We start from the raw sequence: 14293 nt of genomic DNA on the forward strand, positions 1-14293 counted from the left end.
CCAAATGAGATAGCACACCATTATAAACTGGGATGTTTATAGTGGACAGTCCTGCAATTATTAACTGCAGACCCAGCAAGCAATATCGAGCATTATTACAAACTTCGGCGACATTTCCTTCTCCCTAGCATCATAGCTTCTCAAACTCCACTAAGGACTGTTAAATATCGCGCCTCTACCTCACTATACTAAGTGAGGTCGTTATTCAATTATGTTTCATAGTTTACAATATACATATATGTCTGTCAACTGCTTCAGAATTATTATTAGCTAGGTATACGTTACAATAAATAGATGCATGATAAAAATTAAGGAAATCTAATTATTAATAGTAGTTCCTTATCTTTATCTAACTTCTTTGAAAACGTGTTTAAATTTACTCCTGGGCGCCGTTTGTGGTTAGTTGTAAGTGGAATTAGTGCAATAATTCTAATGCTTGGCGGAATTGTTGATCACTTAGATACAGCGATGATATTTCAGGGTGTATTTTTACTTTCGTGGGCAGCTATATTAGTTACCGATGCATTAATCATTAAAAAAGCATTGAAAATTGGTGAGGGTTATTATGAGGATCGCCAAGAATATTTATATAAATGGAATCCTGTTGGAGTTGTATCTTTAATTGTAGCTAGTGGCATAGGCACATTTGCTGCACTAGGTTATATGGGACCATTTTCACAAAATACCGCAGCTTTCTTTGCAGCTATTTTAGCAGCAATTCTTACAGTTATTATTGCGGTATTAACAAAAGGTAAGTATTACAAAAAGGTGCTGCAGATGATATCCCGAAAGAGGATTACATCGCATAATCATTAATTCCTTTTTAAAATTTAGTTGATCTGTAAAGAATAGATTTCATTATTGACATAAAAAAGTAATCCATTTTTTGAGTTAACGCTCGGGATGGATTACTTTTCACTTCTGTCATCTTCGTTCTAGAAAATTGTAGGTTCAGAGTGAAAATAAGCTTAACTTCCATTTTAAAAGTGTCGTTAGCAATTTATATGATCAACAGGACATCAATTGTATCCGTGATACGCTTCACTTTCTTTTTTCTATACTATTGTTAACAACATTTGCTATATTGTGAATGGTACTTTCAAGAGAGTCTATTTTATTTTCAAATCGATGCAATAAATAAATAGTGACTACAATAGGAAATCCAAAGTTTCCAATTAATTGTACAATGTTTTCCTCCCCAATCATGTGCATCCCCCTTCCCTATTTTTTACCATTCCTCAAGCAATTGATATACCTGTTGAGTAAACCACTTAAAATTGGAAGACTTGTACTCTTATAAATGACTTGTCCGAAAAGAGGAAAATAATCACTCTTAATTTCAAAATCCCCTTTGATTAGATTATTTAATATTTATTATATTATACTATTTTTTTACCATTTTCAGTATAATCATAAGTTGGGAAATATGCTCTAATTTCTTAGATTATTAGTACATAACTCAAACCTAATTTCATAAATCGGCGAAATTTTACTATTTCTTAATAAAAATTGGATAAATATTAAAGGATATTTAGTTTTTTTCAAGAATTAGTACATTACTAATTCATAAGGGGTGAAGAAAATGAGTAGTATAGGTCATATAATAAAATCAGAAAGAATAAACCAAAGTATGAAACAAACCACATTGGCCAAGGGCATCTGCTCTACATCCTACTTAAGCAAAATAGAAAATAATTTTACCGTTCCAAGTGAAGAAGTAATAACGTTTTTACTTAAAAAACTAAATATAGAAATAGGTCAAGTATCCAGTGAAAAGGAAAATAAGATTATCGCATCGTTAGCGGAACTGTACAAAATCGGAGTTTTAAAGAGGGACAAAAAATTTATAAGAGAATTCTTGCAAAAACTCACAAATCAAAAACTACATTTTTTACAACTAAATAATTATTATATTTATCACCTTTATCTATTTCGTCTACTGTTAATACTAGATGAGGAGGAGGATCTACAATCCACCTATAACGTAATTGTGACAATAAAAGATGATATAGACGATAAACAAAAGTTTATGATTAATCTAAACTTGGGCATTTATAGTTATTTGAATGGAAACTTTCAAGCTGCATTAAATCGATTAGAGATGTCATTAGGGTTCATAAATAATGGAATAAATGAAGAATGGGAAATTGCAGATTTTTATAATGTACTAAGCTTAACTTACTCTAAATGTAATGAATTTTTTAATGCAATAAATTACGCATCGAAATCATTACTTTATTATAAAGACAATCTTTTATTTGAAAGAGCGATTGATAATTATATCGTTATAGGAATTGCACATAAAGAAATGAGAAAATTTCAAGAAGCAGAAAAGAACTATAATTTAGCTAAGAAACTGGCAATAGATTATAAACTGAATAATTATGAGGAGGTGATCTATCAAAATCTAGGTTCATTACATGCAATTCAAGGGAGTCATGAAAAAGCAATTGAGTTTTATAAGCTTAGTTTACAAGTTAAAGAAGAGGATTGTAACGCCGAAAGGTATTTACTAACCATTCTATCTATTATAAAAGAGTATTCCAAACAGTCTAATCATCAACAGGTCCTCAAATGGTGTCAGAAAGGCTTAGACAAAATAGTAGAAGGAAAAAATTCTACAAAAGAATATATTTCTTATTTTTATCACCTAGAAATATATAAGCATTACCACAATTTAACCGACGAACTAGAAATGGTATTAAGGGAAGCTATAAGTTATTTTGAAAACGAACAAGATGAACGTCACGTTCAAAAGTATTCTATATTATTGGCAGATTATCTTTTTATACATCACAAATTTAAAGCAGCAAGTTTATATTATCAAAAAGCAAATCAGATTCTATTTAAACAAAAATTTATACATAAATGGGAGGATTTATAAAATGAAAAAGAAGATTGTATTGCTAACTTTATCAAGTATTGTCATCCTGGCTTTGAGCTTTTCAACAAACATTAAACAAATGAGTGAAAACGAATATCCAAGAGTTACATCAAATACATTTATTTAAATAAGGTCGAGTAATTAGAGTTGCAAATTAAGATCAGTTCATTAACTTGAAGATCTGAATTCATTACTAGAACTATGGGTGAAGGTTCAGCAGAGACTACTTAAAAACCGGCTATCCAATTGGATAGCCGGTTTATTGTTTGTTCTACTTATTGTTAACTTAAATTTTCCGATATTAAACCGTTTTTTCTAAAGAAAGATAATACTCTTTTTCTTTTTGTTCATCGAATCGGCCTTCCCACTTTGCCATAACAATTGTAGCTAATGCATTTCCTACAACATTGACAACAGTACGAGCCATGTCTAGAAGACGGTCAATTCCTGCGATGAAGGCTAGACCTTCAAGTGGAATACCGACTGTTCCTAAAGTCGCCAATAATACAACAAACGAGACTCCTGGAACTCCTGCAATACCTTTGGAAGTGACCATAAGAACTAACACTAACGTAATTTGTTCTGAAATACTTAAGTCAATTCCATACATCTGAGCTATGAAGATAGCTGCAATTGCTTGGTACAAAGTAGATCCATCTAAGTTAAATGAATACCCTGTTGGCACGACAAAAGACACGATATCCTTTGGTGCTCCAAACTTCTCCATCTTCTCCATTACTTTTGGTAAAACCGTTTCCGAACTTGACGTTGAATAGGCTAAAAGGAGTTCATCTTTTAATACTTTCAACAGATGGAATATGTTAATACCTACTAATTTGGCTATTCCGCCTAGTACAACAATTATAAAGAATATCATCGTTGCATATACTAAAATCATGAGCTTTCCTAGTGGTAATAGAGACTCCAAGCCAAATTTTGAAACCGTTACCCCGATTAAGGCAAAAACCCCGAAAGGAGCAAATTTCATAATAAGATTTGTAACCCAGAACATTGCATCTGCTGTTCCTTGGAAGAAAGCTAGTACTGGCTTTCCTTTCTCCCCAACTGCTGCAATACCTAGTCCAAATAATACGGAGAAGAAGATTATGGGAAGCATATCTCCTGTTGCCATTGATTGAACAATATTTTCTGGAACTATCCCTACCATAATATCTAATATTCCATTGTCCTCTGATTGCACTTTCTCAGTTGTTTGAACGTATTGATCGATATCACCTTTGGCAAGGGTTGACATATCTATACCCTCACCAGGTTGGAAAATATTCGCTGCTAATAATCCAACGAGAATCGCAATAGTTGTCACGGCTTCAAAATAAAGGAGTGTTTTCCCACCTAGTTTCCCTAATTGCTTGAGATCACCAGTTCCGGCAACACCTAAGATTAAAGTCGAAACGATGATTGGAACAACAATCATCTTAATCATATTGATAAACATGGTTCCTATAGGCTGTAAGTATTTTTCAACGGAAGGATTTCCAAAGAAGACTGCCCCTACAACGATACCTAGGATTAGACCTACTAAAATTTGATATGCTAATGTAAATTTAAATTTCTTTTTCATTTTTAAGTCACCCACTCCCCAAATTGTAAACGCTTTCCGAAGCTCAGAATAGCTTAGGTAGTAGTATACGGGCAACTTATGTAATCATACAGAATCCTACATTTGTTTTTAAGACACAGATTTTTCTCTAGACTATTTATAACTTTCTAGCACCTCTAAATAAAGTACTTGAAGGAATTTTTTTATATTTACCTTTATTTTAGAAGGATTTGTCCTATTTTCACCTATTTCTATAGTTAATTTTCGAATCTCTTGAAAATCGAAGTAACGAGGGGCATAATGCTCAAATTCCGTGGTTGTATAGTCAATGGCTCCAATTGTAGCCATATGCTGCATAGCTAGTAATATCGTTCTACGTAGTCGCTGTTCGATTGCCTTCATTTCTTTTTTGACGTCTCTCGCATCCTGTTTCACAGCAAGCGATTCATATAGACCTTTTAAGGGTGGAAATGTATTCAAAGGATTACTTTGTTGGATAAGTATTTCCACTATTGAGATCAGATCATTGCTTCCTACCTCACCCAAAATCCCCATATCACTTAACTTCGAGGTAACAACCTCTCTAATACTTTGCTTTTTTAGTACTGGCTTTAAAGAAACAATATTTGCTAAGGAATCTTTTATCGCTAATAGCGAATCCTTCAATTGAAATTGTTCGGCTGTTTTCGTTAAAATGCTCTGAACCTCAACACGATTGATAGGTTTATGTATAAAAAATTCAATGCCTTTTATATAGGCTTCTCCTACCATCTCTTTATTTACAACTTGAGAAATCATTATAAATTGCCCTTCAAACCCCTTACTTTTCAATTGTTCGATCGTTTCGAGTCCATCTAATTCCGGCATTAGAAAATCGATGAGAACAACATCTGGTTCTGTTGTGAGAATGCCTGATATACTTTCCTCCCCATTTTCTGCTTCGCCAACAACTATTCCCAGTTCTCCATCTACTATAATTTTTTTCAGCATCAATCTGCTTGCTCGATCATCGTCAACAATATAATAGCGCAGTTTGCTCCCTCACCTTCTCAAGTTTTTTGTTGGAATATTAACTTTGAAAATAACACCCTTTTTGAGTGATTTAATCTGTATATGGCCTTCTAATGTATGAATAATTTCACGTGTGTGAGAGAGCCCAATACCTGTTGCAGCTACTCCCTGATCATTGAACTTAGTTGTGTAGCCCGGTTCAAAGACAATTTCTTGTTCTTCTTTTGAGATACCTTTGCCTGTATCTTTAATAACAAACCACGTATTGTGAGACTCTTCATACACATTTATATAAATTTCTCCGTTATAGAAAATTGCTTCTACTGCATTCGCAACCACATTATTCAATAATCCCAATAACGGAATTTGCTGCTCCGTTTCAAAATCAATCGAAATAGTCGAGTGAATGACAATTTGTTTTTTTAGCAATTCACTATATTTTTCATTGGCGTCAATAACAAGTTGAAGTACCTCTGAAAGAAAATAATGCTTCTCCGTTTTCGCTTTTGTGATTTTCTCTAATCCTGCTAGAATACGTTGGGAATCCTTTTTTACCTCATGGATTTCTTGCGCAATATGGAGTGCCTGAACACTTAAGGAATGATATTCTTGTTTTTTTAGCAGACGATATAAATCATAGCTAGATGCAGTAATTTGTTCAATATGATTCATCGATTTTTGTAAATAGAGTGTTTCTGCATATAGATTTGAGCCAACCTCCAACATCTCTTGCATACGCTTGTTTTGTTCCATTATTGTAATGGAACTATATAACCCTACTACAAAATAGCTTCGAAAAATGGCTACAAGTGCCAGTAATACCCATTCTTGAAGTTCAAAATCCACATTGCTTACTAACAAATAACGAACAATATGCTCCACACTATTAGCCGTAAACTCAAATGCTGTAGCAACCGCTCCGAGTAAAAAAGGGGCCGCTTTGAACCGTTCTAACTGTATAACACTTAAACCAGCTGCAAAAAGCAGATAAAATAAAAATGCCGGTATATGATTCTCAAAAATTAACCAAAAAGAATCACCAGTCAATAACAAATCTTTCCCGATTCGTACAACTACAACAGCAAGTCCAGTTAAAAAACCCGTGAGGACAAACGAAGCTGGCTGAAATATTAACAGAAGAAAGAAAAAAGCAGCACTTCCTAATCCAAAACGAAAATCCTCCCCATTGAAAGGAATAACTTTAAATTCACTAGCGATTACAGTGACTAAAATTGTTAAAATCAGGACACTCCATTTATTGGAGACTAATTGATGTCGTTTAAAAACCATAATTCTCTCCTATATGGATGTATTTAATAGTATGAGTATAACATTTACACGTCAACTTTAGACGAAGCCTACATAGGTAACATTGTATTTCTATACATTTAAAACGCACTAATATATAGTGAAAATAGGTGATAATATGAATATAAAAATGTATGTAAACAACGAAAAGATCATAGCAGGGATGACAATGAAGGATAGAGAGGAATTAGAACAGGGAAATATGGCTCTTCATGTATGTCTAAATACAGACCACGTTATAGAAAACCGTAAAAAATTAGCAACTTCTCTAGCTTGTGAGATCGATAATTTCGTTTGTACTAATCAAACTCATAGTGCTCATTTTCATCGGGTAACCCTTGCGGATAAAGGACATGGTGCCATGTCGAAGAATACTGCTATAGCCGATACCGATGCCTTGTATACTTTTGAGCCAAATATTGTTCTATCTAGCTTTACCGCAGATTGTGTTCCTGTTATCTTTTACAATACTGTAAACGGTCTTATTGGTGTCATTCATTCGGGTTGGCAAGGGACAATTAAGGAGGTTGCCCCTAAGTTGTTCAAGCATTTAATAGAGGTAGAAAACTGTAATCCAAGTGACCTCCATGTTCAAATAGGAGCTGCAATAAGCCAAGAAAAATTCGAAGTCGATGCGGATGTATATGGAAAATTTCACGACTTGGGCTATGCTAATGATTTTATGTATTATAAGGAATCCACGAACAAATATCATATTGATAATCAGTTGACTGTGAAAAAACAATGCGAGCTCGCTGGGATCCCTTTGGACCAAATTTCAATTGATCCTACCTGCACATTTATGAGCCCGGATGGTTTCTCTTATCGTGAAGATAAACAAGCAGGACGGCATTTAAGCTTTATTATGAGAAAAGAGTAATCATTAAGAAAAGCGCAAGGTCCTTTTATGATCAAAACCAGTTTCTATCGTTTTCAGGGAGCTTTGGACAGACTTGTCGCTATATTTATTACCAACTGATTTTCGAGATGCTGGTCGTGACTCACGTCACAACCAGCATCTCTCTTTTCGGTAATTTTATGGCGATTGTCTGTCCGTCCCGCTTCTACAACTTTAGGAACTAGGTTAGTACAACTTCTGGGAAGAAGGGAAGAAACTCTTTCCTTCACATAAAAGAAGCGCTCGAAGATACAATTTCGATCGCACCTCTCCTTCTTTATTAGGTAAGCACTTACTATTTCTCTGTATTTCCACTTCTATAAAATTTAATCTACTTCCGGAATTGCTAGTGATTGGTAGATAATTGACATTAAAATTCTATGAACACTAGTTGCATGGCTATATTAAGTCCACTTTTATCGTGTAAAAAATGCACAAAATTCATTTAGAATTAAAAAAGTACTAGTATCCCTAATTCAACAGCGATTACAGGGGGCTTTTATCCCTACATTAACTGAAACTATTTCTATCATCTTAGCGATAGGCTGTGCTAAATCTTATTCTTCGGTACTACTCACTTAATTGATTGTAGTGGAAGGCGGCGACTCCAGCGGGAAAAGCGTTAGGTGAAGACCCCACAGCGAAGCGAGGAGGCTGAGGGAACGCCCGCGGAAAGCGTCCGCCTGAAACGGAAATCAGCAGTATTATTGGATAGAACTTATTCTTCAAAATACCTGGAACGTTGGGTTCATGGCACAAAAATTTAAATACTTTCTTTGAACAAAAGCACATCGAAGTTGATGTGCTTTTACTTATTCTCGTTCCCTGCCTCACTATTTTAGGATTAGTTTCATATACTTCTATGATCGACCTTTTCAAGGAATGGAGGGAGCGACATGGATGTATACGTTAGATCCGGTGATTCACTTTGGTATTATAGCCAATTATTCAGGATTCCTTTTAAACTTATCATTGATTCTAACCGGAATATTAATCCCGAAATACTCTCGGTAGGTGTGCGTATTCAAATTCCAGGATATATAAGTACCCAGTATCAAATTAAGCCTGGAGACTCCTTATGGTCCATTGCTAGTAGCAGAAACCTTCCACTCGATACACTTCTGCTTGTTAATCCTGCACTTAACCCAATGCGCCTACAAATCGGACAGACAATTAACGTTCCCGTAAGAGTAAATTGGAGAATTGTGAATGGAAAACAAAATTATGATTTCAGTACGATGATGAATGATATAAGGCAATTACAAACTGTTTATCCATTCTTACTAATATCTTCTATCGGTAATTCAGTTGAAAACCGACAAATACCTGAAATTTTAGTAGGTAGTGGGGAAGAAAGGGTTCATTATAATGCTTCCTTTCATGCGAATGAATGGATTACGACACCTATCTTATTAACATTTTTAAATGATTACGCATTGTCCTTAACTAACCAAACTCCTATTCGTGGACTCGATACATTCCCTTTGTATTTACAAACCTCCTTATCCATAGTTCCAATGGTTAATCCTGATGGCGTCGATCTTGTAATAAATGGGCTTCCTGATGAAAGCCCTTGGAGAAGTAGAGTAATTGAATGGAATAATGGCAGCTCTGATTTTTCCGGATGGAAAGCAAATATCCGAGGCGTGGATTTGAATGATCAGTTTCCTGCTGAGTGGGATTTAGAACAAGCACGAAATCCCAAATCACCTGGTCCGAGAGATTATGGAGGAGAAAGCCCATTATCGGAGCCAGAAGCAATTGCAATGGCAGATTTGACAAGGAGTCGTGATTTTGCAAGAGTACTAGCATTTCACACACAAGGAGAAGTTATCTACTGGGGATTTGAAAACCTCGAACCACCAGAGTCCGAAGCAATGGTTGCTGAGTTTAGTAGAGTCAGTGGTTACGAACCTGTACAAACGATTGATAGCTACGCTGGCTATAAAGACTGGTTTATCCAAGACTGGCGCAGACCAGGCTTTACTGTCGAGCTCGGTACAGGAACAAATCCACTGCCACTTTCCCAATTTGATGAAATCTATGAAGAGGCATTGGGAATATTTTTAGCAGGACTGTATGTATAAAAGTTCAAATTGCTGGAAAAGGAGGTTTTTAATAACCTTACTTTTTCCGGCTTTTTTTTGTTTTTTTAACTTAAACTATAGACTCTGCTTCCCAAACACTAAAGATATTAACCAGATACAGAAAACTAGTCCCACAAAACCGAGTTCTAGAAAGTGTATTTTTAAGACCTTTTCATAACTCTGTTTTGCTTGTCGAACTCCCAAAAAGTCCACGTGATGGATAATATAGACAAACCCACATAAAAACAAAAGTCCAGCTAAGCAATATACTCCTCCTTCTAAAGTCATTACATTCATACCACCACTTATTTCGGCAAATGTATAGCCTAGGCCCTTTGTTAATAAATAGGAGGAGATTATTATGATAAATAGAAGAAAGGACAAGCTAAAAAAATGTTTTCTATAATCAATTAAACTCATAAGCTTTCGAATTCTAGCAGTTTCTGGTTTTAACTCTTCCTCATCTTCCATTTCCATATCATCATGATACATTGCATAGAGAAAAGCCACTACAACCATTCCACAGAATAGAATTGGTAATAGTAAACGGACAGCTAGTCCAAAATCGAAAATAGAAATAATTACTAAAATAATAAAGAGACCAACTACTAACCTCCCGCCCAATTTATCTCTTTCATCCCATATTCTACGAATATACACTCGATTATCTTTCTTATCTTCGCGATCCTTCTGGATTTCTATACTTAGAGGCTTATTAAATTTGAATAAGAAGTAAGAGATAAGGACCAAACACACTCCTAAAACTAAGTAAACAAATGCCTCTCTTGGATAAGAAACAATCGAATTATGTGACTCCACTATCCAAAGTCCGTCTATTACTATACAGAATAGACCAATGACGAATATATATGGAGCAGCTTTACTAATAATATTCCCCACTCCTTTTTAGTAACTCAATTTCTTCTATCTCTTATTCTAATTCGATACTCAATCTAAAAGTCCACTTACTATGTAAACTAATAAAACAACCTACTATTAGTCATCTACTATTTAGAAGGACATATTAGTTTGCCGAATCCCCTCCAAACTGACCACTACACTTTTCGTTAAATTGATACTTTTAAAAATACCAATTCCTTGTTAATGTAATTATACTCTTAATAGTAATTTGAAAAGGAAGGTATTAACTATGCAAAAAACAACAGGCTACTCCCAGGTACGTACTTTTGATTTAATTATTACATCTATGTTAATTGCACTTGTCTTCGTTGCTACAGTTTTATTAAACATTAAATTACCTATTACAGCAAATGGTGGTTTGGTTCATCTTGGAACTGCCGTACTCTTTATCTCTTCTATTTTATTTGGACCTAAAAAAGGTGCGATTGCTGGTGCAGTTGGAATGGGATTATTTGACTTAGTAGGTCCTTGGATTTTATGGACACCAATTACATTAGTAGCACGCGGCTTGCAGGGATATATCGTAGGTAAAATTGCTTGGTCGAAGGGGCGCAACGGCAGTAGTTTAGCACTCAATTTAATTGCAACGATTGTGTCGATTCCCTTTATGCTAGGTATCTATTATCTGGGAGAAGCTATCATATTTAAAAGTTGGATTATACCAGCAGCCTCTATTCCTGGAAACATCGTACAAAATGTTGTAGGACTCTGTATTGCCATTCCAGTTTGTGTTGTATTGAAAAAAATTCCGTATTTTAAATAAGAAGTGAATAAGAAAAATGCAAGGTACCAAGCATTCTTCTATATTAATTTACTTGTAAAGAGGGACTGAAGAGATTATTCCCTTCGTCCCTCCATCCCAATATTTAGATCAATACTACCAACATGTTACCTAAATGTTTCGACAATATTTAGCATTAATGAAGTTAACTAATACTATTTTTTATCTTCTCTTTTAGATTTGAACGTTTTACAGCATGTATCCGCAGAATGACTTGCTTCTTCAGAAATAGAGCGGTAATCAAATTCAGAAGCGAACTCTGTATTATTGTGGTTAGCATGGTAGTCCATGTCTATTTCAATTTTCTCGGCTCCACAAACATTTTCTTTTGCATGGAAAATACAATTGGATACAGCACATTTCACTTCTACATTTGGCATAACTGACCTCCTCATTGAAATGTTTTAAGAAATACATACATGTACTCCTCATAAAGTATCTTGTCCAATTCAACGATTTTAATTTATATGAGAATTTTCTTTTTAAAGTTCTAGGAATCAAAAAAGAATCTTTGATCTATCAATAGACAGATCAAAGATTCTACATTTTAAAAAATTAATTATATACTTTCTCTTTCTTGCTTTGAAGAAGTGTCTTTGAAGTTATAGCATGAACTTCTTGTAAAAGCTCAGGATTCTCCATTAACGACGTACCATAAGATGGAATCATTTCTTTAATCTTTGGATCCCACTCATCTATATGTTGCGGGAAACATCTATAAAGTATCTCAATCATGGCATGTACAGCGGTCGAAGCACCTGGAGATGCACCTAATAATGCTGCGATAGAACCGTCCTCTGCTGTAACGATCTCTGTACCAAATTGAAGAGTCCCTTTACCACCAGTTTCTGTATCTTTTATAACTTGTACACGTTGACCAGCAACTACTGTATCCCAATCTTCGAGTTTAGCATTCGGGATAAATTCACGTAATTCTTCAATACGTTTTTCTTTTGATAACAGAACTTGCTGTATCAAGTATTTAGTTAAAGATAATTCTTTAGCTCCTGCTGCCAACATAGTTGTTAAGTTATCTGGTTTCACAGAAGTTACTAAATCCATCATTGATCCAGTTTTTAAAAACTTCGGTGAGAAACCTGCAAATGGTCCAAATAGCAACGATTTTTTATTCTCAATAAATCGAGTATCAAGATGTGGTACAGACATTGGTGGAGCACCAACTTTAGCTTTTCCGTATACTTTTGCATGATGTTGCTCTATAACTTCTGGCTTGTTACATACTAAAAACAATCCACTTACTGGGAATCCTCCAATATGTTTTCCTTCAGGAATTCCAGATTTTTGTAGTAAATGAAGGCTTCCACCTCCACCCCCAACGAATACGAATTTTGCATTATGGAATTCAATTTTACCTTCCACTTCATTCTTCACTTTTACTTCCCACTTACCATCAGTTGTACGTTTGAGATTTTCCACACTATGATTATAGTTAATATCAACGTTTTGATTTTTTAGATGGTCAAGCATCATACGTGTTAAAGCTCCGAAGTTAACATCTGTTCCGGAGTCGATTTTTGTAGCTGCAATTGCTTCTGTTGCAGGACGATCTTCCATAATAAGCGGAATCCATTCTTTCAGTTTATCTGGATTATCCGAAAACTCCATTCCTTGGAATAGAGGATTATTTGACATTGCTTCGAAACGTTTCTTTAAAAATGCTACATTTTCTTCTCCTTGTACCATACTCATATGAGGTAATGGCATGATAAAATCTTCTGGATTATTTAGTAGCTTGCTGTTTACAAGGTATGCCCAAAACTGCATGGAAAGTTGGAACTGTTCATTAATGTTAATTGCTTTTGTAATATTTATAGAACCATCTGGATTTTCTGAAGTATAATTTAGCTCACACAGTGCAGCGTGTCCTGTCCCTGCGTTATTCCATTCGTTAGAGCTTTCTTCGCCAGCTTTATCTAGTTTTTCAAATACTTTAACTTTCCACTCTGGTTTTAATTGCTTCAATAATGTTCCTAAAGTAGCACTCATAATTCCGGCACCTATTAAGATAACTTCTGTTTCTATTTCAGTTTCTCTCTTGTTCATATAAACCTTCCTTACTCCGTATTTGTTTAAAGGATGTACACTACTTAGGCATAACTTTATGTCAAGTTAAATTACAGAAATACACCTTTTCTATTCTAATATAACCATATCATAAATTACAATTATTTATTGATAAACATCTTCTATTATCTGTTAATTATAAGCTATTTCAAAGTTATTTAAAAGCTAGTAAAAATGGAGAAAATCATGGAGCACTAGTTAATTTTCCGTAAATTTCCACTAATTGTTTCCCTTCCTCCTCTGTTAACTTTTCAAATAGATTCCTACGTAGTGATTGACCTTCTTGGTTTGCTCTATATAGCATATCAATGCCTTTATCTGTAATTTGTATGTAGATGATTCGACGGTCAGATTCATCTGTTAGTCTAACCGCTAAGTTTTTTAGGACTAGTTTTTCTGATAAATGGGTTAAAGTTGCAGGAGTCAGCCCTAAAACCCTAGCAATATCGGAAGGACGACTTTTTCCATTTCCCTTTAAACGACCAAGAACAAGTATATGAGATATCCCAAGTTCTTCATTGAATGTTTTATTCCATTGTATAATTTGGTTATTTGTAAATTTATCCATATTATGAATCAATTCGAAAATCGTTTGATTTTCCATAAAAAAATTCCTCGCTTTCGATAAATAAAAGCCCCTAATCAAAATTAGGGGCTCACTTTAGCATACACACTATTGAGCTGAGAATCCACCATCAATTACTAGCTCAGCGCCTGTGATGTAGACATTAATTAATATATAAGTTAACTAATCAAT

Annotated in this window: 12 protein-coding genes, 1 pseudogene and 1 riboswitch; of the genes and pseudogenes, 5 read left to right on the forward strand and 8 right to left on the reverse strand. The window is 34.6% G+C overall.

The window, feature by feature from the left end; genetic code table 11:
- Nucleotides 1–2: 2 nt before the first annotated feature.
- Nucleotides 3–186, reverse strand: a riboswitch (Lysine riboswitch).
- Between the two features lie 138 nt (nt 187–324).
- Nucleotides 325–809 (forward strand): annotated as a pseudogene (locus tag LDK52_RS00735) (purine-cytosine permease family protein); the annotation flags it as partial.
- A 232-nt stretch (nt 810–1041) separates the two neighbouring features.
- Here the strand turns inward: LDK52_RS00735 and LDK52_RS00740 are convergent.
- Nucleotides 1042–1206: a YvrJ family protein gene (locus LDK52_RS00740; RefSeq protein WP_277584033.1), complete on the reverse strand. Its 165-nt coding sequence runs from the start codon at nt 1204–1206 to the stop codon at nt 1042–1044.
- Between the two features lie 376 nt (nt 1207–1582).
- On the opposite strand from LDK52_RS00740, the gene LDK52_RS00745 reads away from it, so the two are divergent.
- A complete protein-coding gene (locus tag LDK52_RS00745) occupies nt 1583–2884 on the forward strand; it encodes a helix-turn-helix domain-containing protein (protein ID WP_277584034.1) in 1302 nt (433 codons plus the stop codon).
- Between the two features lie 301 nt (nt 2885–3185).
- Here the strand turns inward: LDK52_RS00745 and gltP are convergent, their stop codons facing one another.
- The 3 genes from gltP to LDK52_RS00760 all read right to left on the reverse strand — a co-directional run bounded on the left by gltP (nt 3186) and on the right by LDK52_RS00760 (nt 6746).
- Nucleotides 3186–4466, reverse strand: coding sequence for a glutamate/aspartate:proton symporter GltP (gltP, locus tag LDK52_RS00750; RefSeq protein WP_277584035.1), 1281 nt, complete (start codon nt 4464–4466; stop codon nt 3186–3188).
- 132 nt (nt 4467–4598) lie between these two features.
- Nucleotides 4599–5477: a response regulator gene (locus LDK52_RS00755; protein ID WP_277584102.1), complete on the reverse strand. Its 879-nt coding sequence runs from the start codon at nt 5475–5477 to the stop codon at nt 4599–4601.
- Between the two features lie 9 nt (nt 5478–5486).
- Nucleotides 5487–6746, reverse strand: a complete 1260-nt coding sequence (locus LDK52_RS00760) for a sensor histidine kinase (RefSeq protein ID WP_277584036.1) — start codon at nt 6744–6746, stop codon at nt 5487–5489.
- Nucleotides 6747–6882: 136 nt separating this feature from the next.
- Between LDK52_RS00760 and pgeF the strand changes: the two genes are divergently transcribed.
- Nucleotides 6883–7644: a peptidoglycan editing factor PgeF gene (pgeF, locus tag LDK52_RS00765; RefSeq protein WP_277584037.1), complete on the forward strand. Its 762-nt coding sequence runs from the start codon at nt 6883–6885 to the stop codon at nt 7642–7644.
- A 914-nt stretch (nt 7645–8558) separates the two neighbouring features.
- Entirely contained in the window at nt 8559–9749 is a 1191-nt protein-coding gene (locus LDK52_RS00770) for a M14 family metallopeptidase (RefSeq protein ID WP_277584038.1), read from the forward strand.
- Between the two features lie 75 nt (nt 9750–9824).
- Here the strand turns inward: LDK52_RS00770 and LDK52_RS00775 are convergent, their stop codons facing one another.
- Nucleotides 9825–10649, reverse strand: a complete 825-nt coding sequence (locus tag LDK52_RS00775) for a hypothetical protein (protein WP_277584039.1) — start codon at nt 10647–10649, stop codon at nt 9825–9827.
- 250 nt (nt 10650–10899) lie between these two features.
- On the opposite strand from LDK52_RS00775, the gene LDK52_RS00780 reads away from it, so the two are divergent.
- The gene (locus tag LDK52_RS00780; protein WP_277584040.1) at nt 10900–11433 is read left to right on the forward strand and encodes an ECF transporter S component; all 534 of its coding nucleotides are present in this window, start codon (nt 10900–10902) and stop codon (nt 11431–11433) included.
- A 173-nt stretch (nt 11434–11606) separates the two neighbouring features.
- On the opposite strand, the gene LDK52_RS00785 is transcribed toward LDK52_RS00780, so the two are convergent.
- From LDK52_RS00785 to LDK52_RS00795, 3 genes are all read right to left on the reverse strand, one after another.
- On the reverse strand, nt 11607–11831 hold the full coding sequence (locus LDK52_RS00785; protein ID WP_277584041.1) for a DUF1540 domain-containing protein: 225 nt from the start codon (nt 11829–11831) through the stop codon (nt 11607–11609).
- 175 nt (nt 11832–12006) lie between these two features.
- A complete protein-coding gene (locus LDK52_RS00790; RefSeq protein WP_277584042.1) occupies nt 12007–13515 on the reverse strand; it encodes a malate:quinone oxidoreductase in 1509 nt (502 codons plus the stop codon).
- A gap of 205 nt (nt 13516–13720) precedes the next feature.
- Entirely contained in the window at nt 13721–14140 is a 420-nt protein-coding gene (locus LDK52_RS00795) for a MarR family winged helix-turn-helix transcriptional regulator (protein ID WP_277584043.1), read from the reverse strand.
- Nucleotides 14141–14293: the final 153 nt, after the last annotated feature.

It is taken from the genome of Psychrobacillus antarcticus, from assembly GCF_029533155.1.
GTDB lineage: Bacteria > Bacillota > Bacilli > Bacillales_A > Planococcaceae > Psychrobacillus > Psychrobacillus antarcticus.

Bases quoted from the DNA above. Each gene is read 5' to 3' on its own strand.
- LDK52_RS00740 (WP_277584033.1), bottom strand. From the start codon at position 1,206: ATGATTGGGGAGGAAAACATTGTACAATTAATTGGAAACTTTGGATTT.
- LDK52_RS00745 (WP_277584034.1), top strand. From the start codon at position 1,583: ATGAGTAGTATAGGTCATATAATAAAATCAGAAAGAATAAACCAAAGT.
- gltP (WP_277584035.1), bottom strand. From the start codon at position 4,466: ATGAAAAAGAAATTTAAATTTACATTAGCATATCAAATTTTAGTAGGT.
- LDK52_RS00760 (WP_277584036.1), bottom strand. From the start codon at position 6,746: ATGGTTTTTAAACGACATCAATTAGTCTCCAATAAATGGAGTGTCCTG.
- pgeF (WP_277584037.1), top strand. From the start codon at position 6,883: ATGAATATAAAAATGTATGTAAACAACGAAAAGATCATAGCAGGGATG.
- LDK52_RS00770 (WP_277584038.1), top strand. From the start codon at position 8,559: ATGGATGTATACGTTAGATCCGGTGATTCACTTTGGTATTATAGCCAA.
- LDK52_RS00780 (WP_277584040.1), top strand. From the start codon at position 10,900: ATGCAAAAAACAACAGGCTACTCCCAGGTACGTACTTTTGATTTAATT.
- LDK52_RS00785 (WP_277584041.1), bottom strand. From the start codon at position 11,831: ATGCCAAATGTAGAAGTGAAATGTGCTGTATCCAATTGTATTTTCCAT.
- LDK52_RS00790 (WP_277584042.1), bottom strand. From the start codon at position 13,515: ATGAACAAGAGAGAAACTGAAATAGAAACAGAAGTTATCTTAATAGGT.
- LDK52_RS00795 (WP_277584043.1), bottom strand. From the start codon at position 14,140: ATGGAAAATCAAACGATTTTCGAATTGATTCATAATATGGATAAATTT.